This window comes from Membranihabitans marinus, from assembly GCF_019802045.1.
Lineage (GTDB): Bacteria > Bacteroidota > Bacteroidia > Chitinophagales > Saprospiraceae > Membranihabitans > Membranihabitans marinus_A.
Window position 1 is genome coordinate 118,258 of the sequence record NZ_JAHVHU010000009.1, and the last position, 18,984, is coordinate 137,241.

An 18,984-nucleotide genomic window follows, 5' to 3' on the forward strand; every position below is an offset into this window, starting at 1 on the left:
ATTAATTTATGAAGGCTAATTATGGCGAATTCGCCATAATTAAAATCCGGGTTATGTATGCGTTCCCATATACCCATGTATTCCAGCGTGTTTCGGTTTCTCAACCAATCGGAAATAAAGAATTCTCCATCTTTGGCTTTGAGCATATCTGTCAGAGAAATAAAATTTTCTGCATCTATAGTAATGCTCTTCCCCATTACTTCTATTTTTTGATTCTTCTTAGTCATCCGGCATCTTAATTTTAGACAGGTTTTCCAAAATCCGCTCATTCAGTTCAGCTTCTTCTTTGAGCTGGGATTCAAACTCAGCTTTAAGACTGGTAAAGCGTTCCACAAAATCAAAATCGTCCTCTTCTTCCGGTAACCCCACATACCTTCCCGGCGGAAGCACATAGTCCAGTTCGGCCACCCATTCTTTTTGCACTGAGGCACAGAAGCCTTTTACATCTTCATAACCACCCTGTCCGCCTGATGCGGACACCCCTCCATCGGAGGGGGATTTGTTACGCCAATTGTGGTAAGTATCCGAGATTGTTCCGATATCTTCCTCCGATAGGACTTTGGTTCTGCGGTTAATCAGATGTCCCAGGTTGCGGGCATCCATGAAAAGAATTTCACCCGTTCGGTTTCTGAATTTTCCATTACTTCGATTGCGCGACATAAACCATAGCGATGCCGGAATTTGGGTGTTTAGGAATAATTTGGCGGGTAGATTGACAATGCAGTCGATCAAATCCGATTCTACAAGGGCTTTTCTAATCTCTCCCTCCCCGCCTGTTTTAGTTGTTAATGCGCCTTTTGCCAATACAAATCCGGCTTGTCCATTGGGCGCCAGGTGATACAGAAAATGTTGGATCCATGCGTAGTTCGCATTTCCAGATGGTGGTGTTCCGAATTTCCACCGGCCGTCATTCCGAAGTAAGTCTCCACTCCAGTCGCTCACGTTAAAAGGAGGATTGGCAATAATGTAGTCGGCCTTCAGATCTTTGTGGGCATCATTCAAAAACGAGCCTTCATTGTTCCATTTCACCTGTGAACTATCAATACCCCGGATGGCGAGATTCATCTTGCACAGGCGCCAGGTGGTTCGGTTACTCTCTTGTCCGTATATGGAAATATCATTGAGTCGGCCCTGGTGGTCTTTAACAAATTTCTCGGACTGCACAAACATACCACCAGAACCACAGCACGGATCAAAGACACGTCCTTTGTATGGTTCCAGCATTTCCACCAACAATTCAACCACACTTCTGGGAGTATAAAATTGCCCGCCCTTCTTTCCTTCCGCCAAAGCAAATTCACCCAGGAAGTATTCAAAAACGTGACCGAGCACATCGGCACTTCTGGATTTGGCATCGCCCAAGGCAATGTTCCCGATCAGGTCAATCAATTCACCCAAACTGGTCGGATCCAGATTTTGCCGGGCGTACACTTTTGGAAGAACCCCTTTCAGCGATTGATTCTCCCGTTCGATCGCATCCATGGATTCATCAATGGTTTTGCCAATGGTGGGTTGCTTGGCATGACTTTGAATAAAACTCCATCGGGCCGATGGGGGTACGAAGAATACATTCTCCGCTTTGTACTCATCGTTATCTTCCGGATCCGCTCCTAGGTCTTTTTCTGCGACCAGTTGTTCATACTTCTCTTCAAAAGCATCGGAAATGTATTTCAGAAAGAAATGTATTTCAGAAATATGAGTCCGAGAACGACGTGCTTGTATTCTGCGGCATCTATATTTTTCCTTAATTTATTAGCTGATTTCCAGAGCTGTTTTTCCATCGGCTCTTCTGTGTTGTTTGCTTTCTTTTTTGCCATTTAATTCTAAGTTGTTTCCATTATTATATAGTCACCATTATCCGATGATCAGCCTAGGCCAAGATTTATGGCGATAGAATGGCGTTTTATGTCTTGAGGTTTATTTTAATCTTTTAAGTAGCTTTTACTTGTAACAGTGTCCAGGCTATAATACATACTTTAACCGTAAGTTACAAATCACCTCATGACTTTAGAAGGTTTTTGAACTATTTTGTATAGATGACTAAAATCTTTTTAATGTGCATATTTTGAATTTTCTTTACTCAAAAGTACGATTATAAAACATCTCATCCTTATCGATGCACCCCACAAACTGCACGATCGCTTTCTCATTGGTAATCGTGGCCGGTTCGTCTGAAATGTAGTCCCTCATGCGGCTGCCAAAAACAGATACACTCAACTTTTGATCCCCCTGGATTTTGATAAAATCCCAGGATGCGTTTTCAGCCACTGTGGTTAACGCCGCATTGGCACCGGAAAATGCTTCGACATTGGTTAGCGAGGTGTGCCCCTGGCCTTCGATCAGAATCGGATGGATGTCCTGTATTTTGTCGCCGGTATTTGCAATAATGGATCCCTGAGCGATTTGCCAGTTCCGGTTTTTGGTGCTGTTTCCTTTTTTGTGGATGCCGATGGTTACGCAATCAAAATTGAAATTAGTGAGCTGGCCATAGGATTCCCCACCGAGCAGTATGCCTCCATAGGTGCCAAAAGTGAAGAGGTCAATGAGCTGAGCATTGTCCGTATGGTTGATGGCATAGGCAAAGCTCTTTTGGGCAATGACCGCATCCACAATGGCCGGTGGGTACTGTCCGCCAATAAACCGTTGTATGGCCGGATTGACATGGCAATGGAGGATCCGGGGCACGTCATATACGTAGTCCATCCGGATAAATTCACCACTCAGCGGATAACCGTAGCAGTGCTCAAAAACCATGAGTTCACAAGGATGTTCCGGCTGCGCATTGAAATCCATCGCCACATATTCTCCATAAAAAGTAAGGCATGATAGGTAAATTCCCTGTGCTGCTTTGACCTGAGAGACCTGTATGGTTGGCGGGTATGGGATAACCGCTGAAGGGTCGTCGATGGTTTGGTCCGAATACCAGAATTGGAGCCCCTTGATTTGGGTAGCCGACTCCACGGTGATGAATGGAGCTCTTCGATCCGTTATTTTAAGTACGCTACCGACGGGTTGATTCTTATCCGGATGTGAAGTACCTCGCGGCGTAGGACCATGGACTCCTTTTAAGGACACATTTTCTTTCAATACAATCCCTCCATCAATGTGATAGGGCTCTACTTCCGGATCAAAAAACAACGTAGCTCCGCGGGCCGAAGCCCACTCAATCGCTTTTTGTAAATTAATTTTATTGATTTGAGGGGAGTTTCCCGGTCGGACATCGAAGTCCTGGACGCTTTTGGCGTGAGCCAAACAGGCGAATACTAAGAAGAGTGACATAAAAGCTGTTTTTATCATATTCAATTTAATAGTGATGTTCATTTTCTTATTCAAACCTCCTTTAAAAAAAGCGTGTTGCTGAACAGAGCAACATCGATCTTAAGCAATTTTCATTTGGTTTCCCTCTTTCCAAAGCAAGACTTGCCATTCCTATATCACTTTCCCGTAATCGCTTTCCCTATCCTGGCATACTCGTCCATGACCGATTTCGGCATCCCACGGGCGCCGATCGATTCCGGAACATCAAAGCCATTGGGCCAAAAATACCCCAACAAAGCAATGACGGAGGTGTCGGACTTCGACAGCTGGTAGTAGCTTTGAGCGACTTCACCCATTTCTTCCAGGGCGATGTGGGCTAACTCACCGTGAATCTCCGGAATGTAATGGCTGTCCATGATGATCACCAACCGTTGATGCGAGCTGGAGAGTTTTGATTTGATCAAAGCCCATTCCTGCTGATAGTCCGGATTGGTGACGGGATCCTTTACAAAATAATGATCAAAACCGATCCAATCAACTGACGCAGGCACCTGGAGTTGGTCGAGTATAGGATACGCTTCGATCACCATAATGGGGATGTCGGGGAATTGTTGATCGACATAGTCGGTCGCTGATTTCAGATCTTCATAGGATATTCCGTTCCAGGTGGGTTCTTCGCCCATATAAAATGCCTGAATGAGATTCTGGTTGGTCTGGAGGTCATTGACCTGAACAAATTCATCCCACCGATTCTGAAAATCAGTACGCAACGAATATTTTACGCCGGATGAGCCGGTGGTACCTGTTTGTTCGAAAAACAATCCATGAAGGTGCAAGATGGCTTTCATCTGATAACGTTCCATTTGCTTCATCCTTTCTACCAGGTTGTCCTTGGGACCAATGACCAACATATCCGCCACATTGGAAAACGAGGCAACTTCGTCGATGTAGTTCATCTTGTTCTTCCCATCCGTCGGGTCATCCCAATACGTATCGATCAGTGTGAATCCAAAAAACTTAAGATGATCTGTTGTGCTATTGTCCGGTACCGAAGCCTCCTTACTGCATGACAACATCAGGATAGCTGATGAAACAAAAACAGTGATGTATGAAGGTGTGCGCATAGCTCGCCGATTTTACGCTTCAGTCCACACTGCCAATTCATTTCCGGCCGGGTCTTTAAACTGGAATCGCTGACCACCGGGAAATGAAAAGATATCTTCCGTGATCTCTCCACCTGCTTTTGCCACTTTTTCTATGGTTTTTTTCAGATCCTCGTGGTAGAGGACAACCAGTACACTATTGACGATCTCTTCATCCCTCTTTTCGAATCCACCTTCCATGCCACTATTAGAAAATGCAGTATAATCGGGGCCGTAGTCTGTAAAAGTCCAGCCGAAGACAGTACTATAAAATGATTTGACCGCCTCAAGATCGTTGGCTTTGAACTCGATATAGTTGATGTGGTTGTTAATAATACCTGTTTGTTTTATTTGTCAAGATACGTTTTTATTTTGTTTATTAGCGTAAAATTAGAATAACCCATGTTTAATAAACTTGTCGGCATCGAACCGCTTGATCTAATTCCGGCTGCTGAAAAGCGTCTCCATGATTTTGCGAAGGAAGTAGTCCTATACCGGGACATACCGGAAGGGCCGGAAGAAATGGCTGCACGCATTGGTGATGCCGATGCGGTCTTATTGAGTTATACTTCTACATTGGGACGAGAGGCACTGGAACCCTGCCGCAACGTGGAATATATTGGTATGGCCTGTTCGTTGTATTCGGTGGAAAGTGCCAATGTTGATATCCCTTTTGCCGAAGACTGGGGTATCACGGTGACCGGCATTCGGGATTATGGTGATGAAGGCGTTGTAGAGTATGCGATCAGTGAGCTGGTCCGGTGTTTGCATGGATTTGGCACGAACCCAGATGGATCTCCGGCGGAGCCCTGGGATGGTGTTCCTCGTGAAATCACAGGTATAAAAGCGGGTATTGTCGGATTGGGTAAATCCGGCGGGATGATCGCTGATGCGCTGCATTTCTTAGGTGCAGAGATCGCCTATTTTTCGAGGAGTGAAAAACCGGAAGCCCAAGAAAAAGGCTACCGTTTTCTTCCGCTTCAGGAACTACTCCGTGAAAGTAAAGTGGTCTTTTGTTGTCTCAATAAGAACACCGTTCTCCTCCATGAAGCGGAGTTCGAAGCCCTGGGCAATCGGAAGATATTATTCAATACCGGTCTGACTCCAGCCTGGGACGAAGTTCCTTTTGCCCGGTGGATTGACGATGACAACCGACTGTATTGTGACACCGTGGGCGCATTGGGTAATGAACGGTTTTTGGATCATCCCAATGTCCGATGCATGAAGGTTTCCGTGGGACGTACTCGTCAGGCTTACATCCGCCTCAGTGAGAAGGTCATCGAGAATATCGAAGACTACCTCAAAAAACGATCGGAGCAGTAATGTTCCGCAAGGTGTTGACCACACTCCACCCGGCGATATCCGACGTTTTGCCATACACTTCGATGCGGGCATGAGCCTGGTCATTTTCCACATGAATGCGATGGGTATCACCTACAAAACCTGGAATTGAGGTGATGGCTACATCGATGTTTTTAGGGCCTGTGGTAGCGAGGGAAGCCGCTACAGCGACGTTGACCTTCGTGGGAAACAGTTCGATGGCTTCTGCGGCATTTCCCTCCATCACCGTTCTTTGCTCTGTCTGCAGTGATTCATTATATACAGAGGTGTCTTTTAGGGAGTCGGGCCCTTTTTCTGTTCTGAAGGAAGCTGAACTATCTCCCATCAAGGATATCGTTCGCATCACATCAAACCCGCCGATGGACCCGGAGGCCAAATGGACTCTGGTGTTGTTCTCGCGAGCTGTGGTTCTAATTTTTTCATAGAATTGTGCATCGGCAAGTGCCCCGATCGAAAGCGTTACGATGGAAGAGCCATTTTGCAGGGCATCCAGTGCAAAATCACGCAAGGCTGCCGGAGAAGCCATTTCCACGATGTAGTCGGCTTTCATGGCGAGTAAATCCTCCATGGTCCGGACTGGGGTGCAGGTATATCCTGGATTGGATTGGTTCACGTGTTGCGCGATAGCTTCCGCTTTATCAAAAGTTCTGGAATACGTTCCGATCAGCTGGTAGTCTGGTAATAGGCCCGAGGTCAGCGCATCGGCCACGATCTGAGCCAGCTTTCCGCAGCCCACAATTGCAAGTGTTTTATTTTTCATATCGTTCCTCTACGTTTAAAGATTTTTGGTTGACAATCCGTTCTTCAAGAAGACCAAAACATTTGACGATAAAAAGTTTTTCTATTTGATCCCAATTTTTAATTTGATCCGAAAGCTCTGAAAGTGTGGATTTGTCGGTCACATGAATCTCACAATCAGTGAGTGCCTGAATATTCCATCGGGCGGACACATGAAAATAGAAACTGATGATATCCATGACAAAAAAGCTTTCGGTAGATATCCATTTTGTGACCTCCTTCCCATTCTTGTCAGAGGTGTATTCTCTCAAAATACCCGAATGTATAAAACCGAGTTTTTTGGATAGCGCGTACTCTTTCAAGAAATATTCGTTTTTCTCGAGTTTCATTAATTCAAAGCAACTACTGATTTTATCCAGTCCCTTCTTGTCGAGTTTAAAGTAGGATTGCAGATGTTTTTTTAATGAGGTTAATTGCATTTTATAATATTGATTATTCAGATATTTATCATTACGCCATAGGTTGTTTGTACCTTCAATTAATCATCCTAGCTGTACGGAATACGCCACATAGTTCCCATGATCATACAATGATATATTATTATCCAATCTATGTGCGTCATGAGAAACTTTAGGGATGTTTGGAACTGATTTTCGGATGCGAAACATGATTTAGTTATGACGATTCTATCTTGTGCTACGGATAACCGTATGATCTGTATGTCAGCTGTTTCGTTCTTAAGTGGAAGTTCGCGAGTATGAACGACATCGTGTCCTCTGTTTCTAGCCAGTAAACTAAACGCATTGGTAAATATGCATCTACGATAAAACGCATATCATAATATTACATTATGAATACTTTTTACCCGTATCGCCTCATTTGCTAAAAGTATACAAGCTTGAAGATCCTCTTTTTCCAGATCGGGATAGTCTTCGAGAATTTCTTCTATGGTCATACCAACTGCTAATAGGTCAAGCATTATTTCTACCGGATATCGCATATTTCGAATAGGTTTCCCAAAGCTTATATTCGGATTTATAGTGATCCTTTTTAACAATTTTTTTTCATCATATCGGTATTAGATCAACAAATAACTTGATAAATCCCTGATCATTCAGGCATACTTTACCCTACCCTTGGGCTTTGGTATCTCCCTGTCAAGTGAATTCGCAGTTTCGATCCACTCCTGAATAATTACTTGCACATTCTCCACGGCTTCTTCATATGATTTTCCATCTGAAAAACACCCTGGCAATTCTGGTACCTCAGCAATAAAGCAATTATCACTTTTACTCCAATAAATAATAAGTTCATATTTTATCTCAGACATAGTATTATAATTTAAGGGCATACTTTTTAATTAATTTCCTGATTTGCTTGACTTGATAATTTTTTGCTTTCCCATTTATTTCCTGAATATTGATTATTTCATCTATCCCTTCCATGAAAAATATATGATGACTACCCTTGATGCGTTCATTAAAGCCCAATTTTAGAAGAAGTCGTGTTAATGCAATAAATCTAATATTCGCATCAGAAGTTCCCCTTAATACGCTTGTGAAAATCTTATCGTATTTCCCCATTTATTTAAAGATAACTTTTTCTATATTTTTTCCGAAGCTTATGCACGTTATTTCAGACGAATCAAACCTGAGCAAAGACCTTACACTACCCTTCGACCTCAGATCGTTCTATAATTTGAAAAGAATAGAATGATAAAATATCTTATTGCGGAATAAATTTTCTCTCACAAATAGAAAACGCCCCATGATACCCATGATGTGTCATTGAAACGGAAATATTTAGCCTTTGTTTTCCATAAAAAACCTCGGGTACACTTTGATCTGATTTTCGAATATACAACTTCTCTTTATTTAGGTGATACTTCTGGGCGATGCATTCCAGCATGGCACGATGTGTGAATTTGGACTGAAAACGAGGGTCTGTCTTCGAAAGGTTAAAAACGTGATCCATCGTTTCAACACGACAGATGGAAGAAGCACTCGTGAAGATAAATTTGGGATGTATTTTGGATCGGGTATGAATTTGTAGTGCCTCAATATTTACTAAGCCTTCTTCAGAAGAACTGAATTCACAACTTAGTCGGCGTGGGTTAAAAAACCGCTCCACTCCGGTATGCATGAATAGCTTATACGCGCTTTCTTTCATGCTCCACAGCCGCCAGACGGTGGTAAATGGGTCGGAAGCACCATGGATTAATTCCTGTTCACAGGGTGTGAAAATCTTTTTTAAAAACCCCTTTCGTCGCCAATTGGATTCCTTGCAAGCATATCCGCGATCGATGATATCATTGCCGATCATCATGAGGATTTTACTCTTGAGGAGAGTCATAAGAATGCCCCAGTTTTTTATTAACTACTTCTAATGCTGCCCGCACCGTCAGCATCTTTTCCATCGATTCATTGTCGATCTCGATATCGTATTTATCCTCGATGTCCAATATAATATCCACCAGGTTGGCCGAATTCACCTTCAGGTCATTGATGAAATCAGTGTCCTCATCCAGGTTGCCAAAGGCCTCCTGATCCTGGACATATGGTTTTATGATCGTTTTTAACTCGGCGATCATACGTGACTTATCTTTCATTTTTTTAATTTTTATAGATGATAGCAGTGTCCATCTTTCACAAAAGCGAGACTAAAACCAAGGGATCATGGTCGTGACGCCGCAACGTATTACTTATGTTTTTTAAAGATAACACAGGCATTTACATCGCCAAAGCCAAAACTTGCTTTTGCCACGATATGAATATCTTTTTTGATGATTGTCCGGGGAATTTTATCCGGAGAAATCAGTTGTACAATATCTTCATGCAAATCCGTGCAGTTAATATTGGGTGCTATAAAATCATGTTTGAGCTGCAATACACTCGCCACACATTCGATCGATCCTGCTGCAGCCAGGCAATGCCCTACCATGGACTTTAAGGTGTTAACATATGGAAAATGCAAACCTTCTAGTTTCAGCGCCTGGGACCAGTTCTGAATTTCAAAGTAATCCTTGCTGGTGGCGGTGAGGTGGCCGTTGATCAAGTCTATATCTGTAGATTGTATGCCTGCATTACGAACAGCTCCGGATATGCAGCGTTGGACGGCATCTCCATTTGGAGCGGACATAGATCCTCCGCCTCTCTGGCCGCCTGAGTTGATCGCACCGCCCAATACTTCTGCATAGATCGATGCTCCTCTGTTTTTGGCACTCTCCAGTGATTCCAGCACCAGAGCACCCGCACCACTGCCCGGTACGAATCCCGATGCTGAGGCACTCATTGGTCGGGAGCCGGCTTCCGGGGTGTCATTGTGCTTATAGGTCAGCACGCGCATCGCATCAAACCCGCCCCATAAGTACGGTCCATGATCACTACAGCTTCCCACCAGCATACGATCCGCCTGACCGGTTCGGATCCGGTCATACCCCATCAAGAGTGCTTCGGTGCCGGTCGTGCACGCGGAAGAATTTGTGGTGACCTGATTGCCGAGACCAAGGATGCCACCCAGATAGGCGCTTACCCCGCTGGCCATCGTCTGTGCGACCACCGTGCTTCCCAGTCGGCGGACTTTTCCGGCATCTACCTTGTAAATCGCTTCTCGGTACTTTTCAGTGCCGGACATGCCGGTGCCAAAGATGGTTCCGCTGTTGTAATCCACTTTTTCGGTCGCAGACAGACCGGCATCCGACCAGGCATCCATCCCCGCTATACAGCCGTAGAGGATTCCCGAACTATTGAAATTTCTCAATTGCAGGTCCGTCAGGTATTCCCGTTTCAACTCTTCCGACACTTCAGGGATTCCCCCAATGCAACAGGAAAATCCTAAATCTTTTAATTCAGGATAAAACCGGATTCCGGAGCTGCCTTTTTGAATCGCCTTCAAGAAAGAAACCAGCCCTACACCATTGGGAGCCACTACGCCCAGCCCGGTAATAACCACGCTCTGATTCATTGATTTTGCTTTATCATCCCGGCCAGCGTACCCCGGCTGACCAATTCTTTATTTTCGTTGTACATTTCTACATTGCATTTTAGCTTGTTAAACCGGAAATATTCTTTGACACTTTTTACGGTGACTTTTTCTTCCGGGTATACGGGGATGTAAAAGTCCACGTTCGCCGAAGTAAAGGCAATTTGCACATTTTTTTGCAGTTCGCCCGTCTTATACATCATATATATACCAAGCGCCACCAGACCGATTTGCGCCATCGTTTCGGTTAAAATAACTCCCGGGGTGACCGGATTAGCCTTAAAGTGACCCTCATAAAAGGGGAGGTGACGATCATAAGTATACGTTCCCGTTATGGCATTTTCATCGACAGTACATATATCATCTACGAATAAGAAGGGGTATTGATAAGGCAATAGCGCTATAATTTCTTTTGATGTCATATGGTTTAAATGTAAATTATGCTCTCTTTGATTTCTCTCGTCTCCAAGGGAAAATGTATGTGTGGCGTGGTTAGCCCCTGGTGCTTTAGCCCGGGGTGTTATATAGATCGACAAGTTGGGCTTTTAGCCCTTAACTGCGATGATACTAAGGGCACGGCTCAACACGCTATATAACAGAGCAAGACATACCCTCCCATCAACTTATCTTCATCACTAAACTCATACGGGAACATGTTCCCTGGTTACATATGATTTTGCAACTTGTTCTAAATATTCCACATCATAAGTAAACTCCTAGCTCAAATGCTCCCCGCCGTCCACCGGAATAATGGCGCCGTTGATCCATCGGGCTTCCTCTTTCAATAATAAATAAACCACATTCGCCACATCATTGGGTGTAGTCATTCGATGAAACGGGTTGCGCTTTAGGACATTTTGCCGCAGCATTTCATGACCGGGAATCCTACGAAACGAAGACGTATCTGTCATACCCGCCTGGATGCAATTGGCACGGATGCCATAGGATGCAAACTCCAGCGCAATACTTCGGGTAATGGCTTCCAGCGCTACTTTTGCGGTGGAAATGGCTCCATAGTTTCTCCAGGCTCTGGTATTGCCTTCACTGGTAAAACTAACGATACGAGCATCTTCGGAAAAAAGTTTCGCATCAAACAAGCTTTTGGTCCAGTCATACAAGCTGATGGCCATATTTTCCAGCGTAAGATGAAAATCATCATTACCCAGCTCCTTTTTTGATTCAGATACCATTGGCTTTAAGTTCCCTTTGGCAATGCTGTGAACGAGTGCTTTAATTTTTCCACCATCATTGGATATTTCTTTCATACGTTCGGTCGCTTTAGTCCGGGTTTCCACTTTGACCACGTCAGCGTTGAAATGGATAAGCCGGATCGAATGTGCTTTTTCCATTTCATTAAATGTTGCTTCAATGGATGGCTGCTCACTTCTTCTCGCCCGGTACAGCAAACACAGATTCAACCCGTGGGCAGCCAATTTCTTAGCGGTAGCCAATCCCAATCCGCTGGAAGCTCCGAGAATGACCGCCCATTCGTTTTTATCTGCAAATTCTCTTACCATCGCAACAATAATCTTTGAGCCGTAAAGCCCGGTCCGAAACTGATCATCAAACCAATATCACCTTTTTTGGGGTCTTGTTCCATAAACCGTTCCAGAACGTAGAGTACCGTGGCACTCGACATATTGCCATAGTCTTTGAGCACCGCTTTTGTATGGTCGATGTTTTTGCCGAGTGCCCCAAAAAGCTCTTCGACGGTTTGGACGATCTTCTTGCCTCCCGGATGGAAAATCAAGTGATCGATATCTGCAATAGTCAGGTTGTTTCGCTCCAGAAACGGATGAACAAAATGTGGAAAATGCGCAGCGATTTTATCAGGCACTTCTTTGTCCAGGACCATTTGGAGACCCGTATTTTTCAATTCAAACCCCATCATATGTTCGGCGTCGTAAAAGTGATACATGGCTTCGTCTATGATCTCCGGCCCCTTTTCCTCTTCATAGGATGATAGGATAGTACAGGCACAGCCATCGCCGAAGATTGCCGCTGAGACTATATTAACCATGGAGTAATCATCGAGCTGGAAGGTGGAGGTGGGCGATTCTACCGCAATCACGGCAGCTCGCTTATTGGGATTGGCTTTTAAAAAGTTTTTGGCATAGATCATTCCAGAAATGCCAGCCACGCAGCCCATTTCTGTGACCGGAAGTCGGACGATATCCTGTTTCATATCCAATCGGTTGATCAGGTATGCATCCACGGATGGAATCATGATTCCGGTGCAGCTCACGGTGATAATATAATCAATATCCCGGGCTACTAATCCGGCAGAACCCAGAGCTTTTAGGAGTGCTTTTTCAGCCAGTTTGATGGTTTCCCGTCGATAGTGTTCATTTTTCTCTTCAAAGGACGTTTTCTGAAAGACATCTGCTGCGTCCATAATGGAATACCTTCGGTCTACGCCTGCATTTTCAAACAGCTTGATGACTTTCCGCTGAAAACGTGCTTCCTGCCCGGTTAACCAGGCTTTTAGAAAAGGGATGATTTCCTCCGTGGATCTCGTGTAAGGCGGAAGCTGTTTTTGGACGGTCGTTATTTTTACACTCATAGTTGTGTTGCAGTGGGGTGCGTTGATTTTGTAATAAGCCATTGGTATCTGAATGCCCACCGCCAACGGATGGTGCTTTGGCCATTGATTTTGTCGGCAAATAGCTCCAGATCTTTCTTTTTAAACCCCTTTAATATGGAAAGCAATCCATCTTCCCGCGCCATTTTGTTGTTCATGCCCAGCGTAATCAGGTTGAACAAGTACCAGGCCATGGGGTGCCGGTGCAGGTCATTGACCACTACGCCAATCCGGGAATTTTCTACAATGGTATTCACAAATTCCAAGGCGACCTCATTTTCAAAGTGATGGAGAAATAGCGTACACAAAGCAATGTCGTATTTAATTTCTTTAAATCCGGGGGAAAGCACATTTTCTGAAAGATACTCGATTTCCGGATAATCCGCGGACAACTGGATAGCATAGTCGATGGTCGTCTGATTTGCATCGATTCCCAATAACCGGAAGCGGTACCCTTTTTTCCGACCCATGGCTGCGATTACACGAAGCATGTCCCCGTTGCCACACCCCAGATCCACGATGGTGAGTTCTGTGTCTTTCGGTTGATCCTTCAATAATACCTGTAGTGCTTTAATGGTTAACCGGTTCCCTCCGAGCCATTGATTGATCCGGGCGATGTGATCCAGACTGTCGATGAGTTGATCACCATCCATTTCGAGATCATCCATGATCTCCAGGTCCGTACGTCGTTGGGCGGTGTTAATCCACATTAAATATCATTTACCAGATCCTTTCAATGTCATAAAGTGAAAATTTATCATCACTTGAAATAACGGGTTACTTATCTACCATTGCCTTACTGAGAATTAATCTATCAAATGGATCACGGTGGTGAAACTGAAGATTTCCAAGATTCGAAATATGGTTGATTTCTATCTCTGAAATTATAATTTTGTTTAACAAAGCTTCTTTAGCCAATGTTTCTAATTCGAATGGAAGGGTAAGTTTGCCGATATTAACTTTAATAGCTGCTTCCCAAAAACTGACTTTGCGAACAAATAGACTGTTTGTTTTGTCTTTGATGATTTCAGAAGCAATATTAGTTAGTCTATTTTTTTCTCCAAAAATCCAAATCAAAACTTGAGTATCCAGGAGGTATTTCATCGCATATATTCCTTAAAATCTTCGATGGGGTCATTAAAATCATCAGACATTTGAATTTTACCTTCATATTTGCCTAATTGTCTTTCACCATTATTTGTTTGATTTTTATCCTGATGGATTGATTTTTGAAGTAATGCAATCAATCTGTGCTTTTCTTTTTTTGGTAACTGATCAGCTAAATTGAACAGTTCTTTTAACCCTATATTAAATGTTAATTTCATTGGTTGTCATTAATCGCCGTTTCAACATCTTATCCAAATATAAGAATATTAATTTTCTTGCTTCATGGGTTATTTAAGTTATATGGCTACATATCTGATCTTGATAAGTCTCAATAGGTACATGTTCATTTTCCTATCCACATTTATATCTCAGGTTTCATTGGTTTCCCATGTGTGTTCCGGATAATCAAAGACAATAGAAATGGGAAGATCTTGAGTAAGATAAGGATAATTTCGGACAATATGTTCCTTCTGAATATTTGTTCAATGACTCGCCCCCATCGAAGTCGCGTCGAAAAAGATTCATTCCACTGCGTTGCATAAGATGTTTCGAGATTAGTGCGTGAGGTGATTTTGCCAGATTTATATTTTAGAATGAGTAGGGATAGCATCTGAGCAGAACGGATCGCCATACTCATTCCGTTTCCGGCTAAGGGATGGATCATTCCGGCGCTGTCCCCGCACATCAATACGTGGTCTTTGACCGGATTTTTAGTGTGAAACGAGATATTACTGATGGTGACCGGGTTTTTAAACTCCATTTCCATGTGATCAAAAGCGGCTCTCAAATATCGGTTTTTACTCATCACTTCTTGCTGAAAGGTCACGATGTTTTTGTGTTTTTTGAATGCATTAAGATCGGTGATGTAACAGACATTGATGCGATCGTCTTCCACCTTGGAAACCCCGCAATACCCGCCCTTAAAATTGTGTAATCCGACCAGGTCATCTGGGAATACCCCGCTGTAATGGGCTTTTACGGCCAGATTTGGTGCCGGTAAAGACATAAACTCCCTATCTAAGTGCACATCGAGATTGGATCGTTTACCGAATGCGCCGATAACCAATGGGGTGGAATACGTTTTCCCCCGATTGGTCATCACCTTAAATATGTTTTCATGGAAATTTACATCTTGAACGGAGGCCCGAATGATCTTTGCCCCTTTGCTACTAGCCAGTTTTGCCAGTTCATTATCAATCCGATATCGACTAATTCCAAAGCCACCTCTGGGAAGATTAACCGTGATTGAATTGCTCCGGGCAGTACTCAGGGTGAGTCGGGTTATTCGGGTGGCTCCATGCTCAAATGGATCAAATCCGAGCGCATTCAAATAAGGTAGCACCTCATTTGATATATATTCTCCACATACTTTGTGCTTTGGATAGGGGTGTTTTTCGATCAGGAGTACCTTCATTCCTTTAATGGAAAGATGTATGGCGCAAGTCAGTCCGGCTAGCCCGCCACCGATGATGATGACATCAGAGGACCGGGTCATTGGTTCGATGAATATGATGGTGGCGAATCTACTTTTACTTTGGGTGAAGACATTCGAAATTTACAGTTCATTATAAATTTAAAGGGCGAACGATGTTATCGTAAGACCGTTATAGGCTTCCCTTTTATTCCCGCATAAAATACAATAATTTTAGCGGGTTTGGATCCGGTGTTCTTCCCAAAATGCCAGGTGTTAACCAATTCCGAAATAGCATCTCCTTTTTTGAGGTGAAGTGTTTGATCCGTTTCAGTCATTACGGTAAGTTCGCCTTCCATCAGTATTCCGGCATTAATAAAAGGATGCTTGTGCGGTTTGAGTTGGGAACCTGGTGGGATCGTAATTTTAAGGATGGTGATTTCCGGGCTTCCTTCCCGGTAGGTGGGCAGGAGATCCCCGTTCCAGCTTTCTGTGGTTTTTAATAAGGTCTCTACCTGGATCTCTTTTAGGGTCTTTCTGGAGGCACAGGAACTAAGAAAAAGTGGAAGGATTAAAACATATACGATGGATCTATTCATAGTCCAATATACTGCGATAGTCTCACATAGTCAACTGTGTAGATGGAATATTTAAGTAATATTGAGTTTGCCGCAAACTTCGTCAAATACCTCAGGACGGTCAGCCAGAACGACCAGGGTGTCGCCCGATTCGATTTTTGTGGAACCGTGGGGGGTGATGTAGCTGCCGTTGCGCTTTATCATCGCAATCGAGGCTTCATGTGAAAAATGAAGATCGACAATTTTTTTATTAATCGACGGACAATCTGGCGGAATGCTGATTTCCTGCATTTCTGATTTTGGATTGTCGGATAGCAACAGATCAGTGGCTGTCAACCGTTTTGGTTTTTCTGAGCCAACATTGAGCCACTTGGCAAATACAGAAAGGGTCGTGCCCTGGATCAACACCGAGGTCACCGAAATGAAGAAGACAATATTGAAGATCATATTGGCTTTGTCAATGCCGGCCAGGAGTGGATAGGTGGCAAACACGATCGGGACCGCTCCTCTGAGTCCGACCCAGGAAATATATAACCGTCTTCGCATTTTCATTCTGAAAAAGACCAAACTTAATAGTACGCTCACCGGACGCGCAATAAGGATCAGGAAAAGCGATATAAGCAATCCTACGCCCATGACTGGTATGATTTGGGACGGAAAAACGAGCAAGCCCAGAGTGAGAAACAGTACGATTTGCATCAACCATGCTAATCCGTCATACATTTTCAGAATGGTTTTTTTATGAATCAATTCTTGATTACCGAGGAAAACTGCGCATATATAAATAGCCAAAAATCCATTGCCGCCCACAAAGTCGGTAGCGGAGAAAGTGATAAACATCAGTGCTATGGCCAACACAGGATACAACCCCTCGAAGTCAAGTCGGATCCGGTTAATAATCAATTTGCTAAGTTTTCCGAATCCAAGACCGGCAATACCGCCAATAATCATTTGTTGAAAAAACATTGGAATGATGGAAGTGATACTTTTGTCCTGGTGTATAACTAAGGTCAAAAATGCAAGCGTGAGTACATAGGCCATGGGGTCGTTACTACCACTCTCCAATTCCAGGGTCGGCCTTAAATTTTTCCGAAGCGCAAGACTTCTGGAACGCAGTATGGAGAAAACAGCGGCTGCATCCGTAGAGGATACGATGGAGCCTAGTAACATGCTTTCATAGATGGTGAAATCTGTGACATACCACACAAAAGTACCGAGCGAGATGGCAGTCAAAAATACACCCAGGGTCGATAATACAATGCCCTCCCCCAATATAGGCTTGACCGCTTTCCAGTTCGTGTCCAGCCCCCCGGAGAATAAAATAAAGTTCAAGGAGACGACACCGATGAACTGAGCCATTTTAGGATCATTAAAGTGAATACCTCCGATTCCGTCCGATCCCGCTAACATACCAATGGTCAAAAACAGGATCAGGGTTGGTACACCAAATTTGTACGAGGTTTTACCGGCGATGACGCTTATGAGTAACAATACCGAGCCTACTAATAGTATGTTTTCAATCGTTAAGTTCATTCATCTCCTTTTTTTTACAAAGCCGGTCTACTGCTTCAAATGATGTGGCATTGGTTATACCCAAAATAATTAGACCCAATGATGACACATCATTGGGTCGTTTATAATAATTATCGTACGGGATAAATGTTTAATCTACCCTCCATATCTTTTTATTATGAAGGGGATTAAAATATCCGGTTTTGGTCAGATTTTCTTTTCTTGCTGGTTAGCCTCTCCGCATTAGGTTCATAATGAGGGATATAACCAATAAGACGATAAAAATGTAGAAAATAATTTTAGCAATTCCAGCAGAAGCGCCGGCAATGCCGCCAAAACCTAGAAGTCCAGCAATTAATGCGATCACCAGGAAAATAATAATCCAACGAATCATAAAATTTAAATTTTGATTTGTTTAATAAGGTGAGTAAAGTAGCCAATAGAATCAGTTCGTATTAATGAAAAACATAGAATGTTTAGCGTTATTCCATTCCAGCTTGATTTAATTCTATGAAAACTGATAAGGCATTCCTTTAAATAACACCCTCCTTGGCGGAAATGCTACTGCTCCGTTTCATATATCATTTTCATTAATTCTGGTCCCTATTTGTACTATTCTGCGTTGCAAAGCCTCACCTTTTCCTTAGTCATGACTACGTTTAGACGCCTTGACTATCACAAAAATGAGCTCAGAATTATTCCACATAACTTATAAAACAGAGCATTGGGAGACGTCAGTGGTCAGCTGCCGCTTTAAAAACCGCCAGTGGTGCTCGTTTGCCGACATTCAATGCCAACTCCCCATTGTGTATGGTGTAGTTGTCGGCTAATTCAAAAACTTGTAAATAATCATTTTCGTTAATAGCTACATCCGGACAAGCTCTCAGCGTCACAGCCATCTGTGAAAAGTGAATACGCTGTCCTTCCTCCAGGGTATAGGTACCATTTATGGAGTTGCATCCGGCAAAGCCTTCCACTTTTTTCCCCTCACTTTTCAGAACAAAGTATATTTCCTTTTCCTGGTTATCCGCCATTTTTACATCCTGACCTTCTAGTTGGATCAGTTTCCAGTGTGTCCCGACAATCTCACTTTCAGTAGTGTTCTGCTGGTTTTTATCGGAAGAGGTTCGATCACCACTTTGACAGCTTATAGCAGACAGGAATAGCATTATTAATAAAAAGGTTGTTTTCATGGTTGGAATTATTTTGTGAGGAATTTGGTTTTGCATTCATGTTATGTGGCTTTTCATAACGAAAATTTCCGGTCTTGGTATATTTTTTATTTACATTGGTTTGGATTAAGCACTACTTTGGCTTGGCTTCACGACGAAGCCC

The 18,984-nt window shown here is 43.4% G+C and carries 24 protein-coding genes and 2 pseudogenes; 1 reads left to right on the top strand and 25 read right to left on the bottom strand.

Annotation, left to right across the window (positions count from 1 at the left end):
- Positions 1–17: 17 nt before the first annotated feature.
- The 5 genes and pseudogenes from KUV50_RS10500 to KUV50_RS10525 all read right to left on the bottom strand — a co-directional run.
- Positions 18–227: pseudogene (locus KUV50_RS10500) on the bottom strand (KilA-N domain-containing protein); the annotation flags it as partial.
- Positions 220–1,817: pseudogene (locus KUV50_RS10505) on the bottom strand (N-6 DNA methylase). The pseudogenes KUV50_RS10500 and KUV50_RS10505, both read right to left, overlap by 8 nt.
- 259 nt (positions 1,818–2,076) lie before the next feature.
- The gene (locus KUV50_RS10515; protein WP_222580104.1) at positions 2,077–3,279 is read right to left on the bottom strand and encodes a hypothetical protein; all 1,203 of its coding nucleotides are present in this window, start codon (positions 3,277–3,279) and stop codon (positions 2,077–2,079) included.
- 155 nt (positions 3,280–3,434) lie between these two features.
- Complete coding sequence (locus KUV50_RS10520; protein ID WP_222580105.1) at positions 3,435–4,382, bottom strand: hypothetical protein; 948 nt, start codon at positions 4,380–4,382, stop codon at positions 3,435–3,437.
- A 12-nt stretch (positions 4,383–4,394) separates the two neighbouring features.
- Complete coding sequence (locus KUV50_RS10525) at positions 4,395–4,733, bottom strand: VOC family protein (protein ID WP_410000046.1); 339 nt, start codon at positions 4,731–4,733, stop codon at positions 4,395–4,397.
- A 69-nt stretch (positions 4,734–4,802) separates the two neighbouring features.
- On the opposite strand from KUV50_RS10525, the gene KUV50_RS10530 reads away from it, so the two are divergent.
- Positions 4,803–5,723 (top strand): NAD(P)-dependent oxidoreductase, encoded by a 921-nt coding sequence (locus tag KUV50_RS10530; protein ID WP_222580106.1) that lies wholly within the window; start codon positions 4,803–4,805, stop codon positions 5,721–5,723.
- On the opposite strand, the gene KUV50_RS10535 is transcribed toward KUV50_RS10530, so the two are convergent.
- The 20 genes from KUV50_RS10535 to KUV50_RS10630 all read right to left on the bottom strand — a co-directional run bounded on the left by KUV50_RS10535 (position 5,701) and on the right by KUV50_RS10630 (position 18,842).
- Positions 5,701–6,501: an aspartate dehydrogenase domain-containing protein gene (locus KUV50_RS10535; RefSeq protein WP_222580107.1), complete on the bottom strand. Its 801-nt coding sequence runs from the start codon at positions 6,499–6,501 to the stop codon at positions 5,701–5,703. The two genes, KUV50_RS10530 and KUV50_RS10535, sit on opposite strands and share 23 nt — an antisense overlap.
- The gene (locus KUV50_RS10540) at positions 6,491–6,958 is read right to left on the bottom strand and encodes a Crp/Fnr family transcriptional regulator (RefSeq protein WP_222580108.1); all 468 of its coding nucleotides are present in this window, start codon (positions 6,956–6,958) and stop codon (positions 6,491–6,493) included. Before KUV50_RS10540 ends, KUV50_RS10535 begins: the two co-directional genes overlap by 11 nt.
- Positions 6,959–7,026: 68 nt before the next feature.
- On the bottom strand, positions 7,027–7,293 hold the full coding sequence (locus tag KUV50_RS19745; RefSeq protein ID WP_222580245.1) for a DUF5615 family PIN-like protein: 267 nt from the start codon (positions 7,291–7,293) through the stop codon (positions 7,027–7,029).
- A 21-nt stretch (positions 7,294–7,314) separates the two neighbouring features.
- Positions 7,315–7,536 carry a DUF433 domain-containing protein gene (locus KUV50_RS10550; protein ID WP_261395113.1) on the bottom strand — a complete coding sequence of 74 codons (222 nt, stop codon included), beginning with the start codon at positions 7,534–7,536 and terminating at the stop codon, positions 7,315–7,317.
- 57 nt (positions 7,537–7,593) lie between these two features.
- Positions 7,594–7,809: a type II toxin-antitoxin system HicB family antitoxin gene (locus tag KUV50_RS10555; protein WP_222580110.1), complete on the bottom strand. Its 216-nt coding sequence runs from the start codon at positions 7,807–7,809 to the stop codon at positions 7,594–7,596.
- Between the two features lie 4 nt (positions 7,810–7,813).
- Positions 7,814–8,062: a hypothetical protein gene (locus KUV50_RS10560; protein WP_222580111.1), complete on the bottom strand. Its 249-nt coding sequence runs from the start codon at positions 8,060–8,062 to the stop codon at positions 7,814–7,816.
- A gap of 142 nt (positions 8,063–8,204) precedes the next feature.
- Positions 8,205–8,831, bottom strand: a complete 627-nt coding sequence (locus KUV50_RS10565) for a 4'-phosphopantetheinyl transferase superfamily protein (protein WP_222580112.1) — start codon at positions 8,829–8,831, stop codon at positions 8,205–8,207.
- Positions 8,812–9,087 (bottom strand): acyl carrier protein, encoded by a 276-nt coding sequence (locus tag KUV50_RS10570; protein WP_261395114.1) that lies wholly within the window; start codon positions 9,085–9,087, stop codon positions 8,812–8,814. The genes KUV50_RS10565 and KUV50_RS10570 overlap by 20 nt, the downstream gene beginning before the upstream one ends.
- 89 nt (positions 9,088–9,176) lie before the next feature.
- A complete protein-coding gene (locus KUV50_RS10575; RefSeq protein WP_222580113.1) occupies positions 9,177–10,442 on the bottom strand; it encodes a beta-ketoacyl-[acyl-carrier-protein] synthase family protein in 1,266 nt (421 codons plus the stop codon).
- Complete coding sequence (locus tag KUV50_RS10580; RefSeq protein ID WP_222580114.1) at positions 10,439–10,882, bottom strand: 3-hydroxyacyl-ACP dehydratase FabZ family protein; 444 nt, start codon at positions 10,880–10,882, stop codon at positions 10,439–10,441. The genes KUV50_RS10575 and KUV50_RS10580 overlap by 4 nt, the downstream gene beginning before the upstream one ends.
- 294 nt (positions 10,883–11,176) lie before the next feature.
- The gene (locus KUV50_RS10585) at positions 11,177–11,977 is read right to left on the bottom strand and encodes an enoyl-ACP reductase (protein WP_222580115.1); all 801 of its coding nucleotides are present in this window, start codon (positions 11,975–11,977) and stop codon (positions 11,177–11,179) included.
- The gene (locus tag KUV50_RS10590; RefSeq protein WP_222580116.1) at positions 11,971–13,023 is read right to left on the bottom strand and encodes a type III polyketide synthase; all 1,053 of its coding nucleotides are present in this window, start codon (positions 13,021–13,023) and stop codon (positions 11,971–11,973) included. The genes KUV50_RS10585 and KUV50_RS10590 overlap by 7 nt, the downstream gene beginning before the upstream one ends.
- A complete protein-coding gene (locus tag KUV50_RS10595) occupies positions 13,020–13,751 on the bottom strand; it encodes a methyltransferase domain-containing protein (protein ID WP_222580117.1) in 732 nt (243 codons plus the stop codon). The genes KUV50_RS10590 and KUV50_RS10595 overlap by 4 nt, the downstream gene beginning before the upstream one ends.
- 67 nt (positions 13,752–13,818) lie before the next feature.
- On the bottom strand, positions 13,819–14,145 hold the full coding sequence (locus tag KUV50_RS10600) for a type II toxin-antitoxin system VapC family toxin (protein ID WP_222580118.1): 327 nt from the start codon (positions 14,143–14,145) through the stop codon (positions 13,819–13,821).
- Positions 14,142–14,366: a DUF2281 domain-containing protein gene (locus KUV50_RS10605; protein WP_222580119.1), complete on the bottom strand. Its 225-nt coding sequence runs from the start codon at positions 14,364–14,366 to the stop codon at positions 14,142–14,144. The genes KUV50_RS10600 and KUV50_RS10605 overlap by 4 nt, the downstream gene beginning before the upstream one ends.
- Before the next feature lie 143 nt (positions 14,367–14,509).
- On the bottom strand, positions 14,510–15,643 hold the full coding sequence (locus KUV50_RS10610) for an NAD(P)/FAD-dependent oxidoreductase (RefSeq protein ID WP_222580120.1): 1,134 nt from the start codon (positions 15,641–15,643) through the stop codon (positions 14,510–14,512).
- A gap of 95 nt (positions 15,644–15,738) precedes the next feature.
- A complete protein-coding gene (locus tag KUV50_RS10615) occupies positions 15,739–16,158 on the bottom strand; it encodes a cupin domain-containing protein (RefSeq protein WP_222580121.1) in 420 nt (139 codons plus the stop codon).
- A gap of 51 nt (positions 16,159–16,209) precedes the next feature.
- Complete coding sequence (locus tag KUV50_RS10620; protein WP_222580122.1) at positions 16,210–17,670, bottom strand: potassium/proton antiporter; 1,461 nt, start codon at positions 17,668–17,670, stop codon at positions 16,210–16,212.
- A gap of 208 nt (positions 17,671–17,878) precedes the next feature.
- On the bottom strand, positions 17,879–18,043 hold the full coding sequence (locus tag KUV50_RS10625; RefSeq protein WP_222580123.1) for a DUF1328 domain-containing protein: 165 nt from the start codon (positions 18,041–18,043) through the stop codon (positions 17,879–17,881).
- Positions 18,044–18,383: 340 nt separating this feature from the next.
- Positions 18,384–18,842: an META domain-containing protein gene (locus tag KUV50_RS10630; protein ID WP_222580124.1), complete on the bottom strand. Its 459-nt coding sequence runs from the start codon at positions 18,840–18,842 to the stop codon at positions 18,384–18,386.
- Positions 18,843–18,984 lie beyond the last annotated feature (142 nt).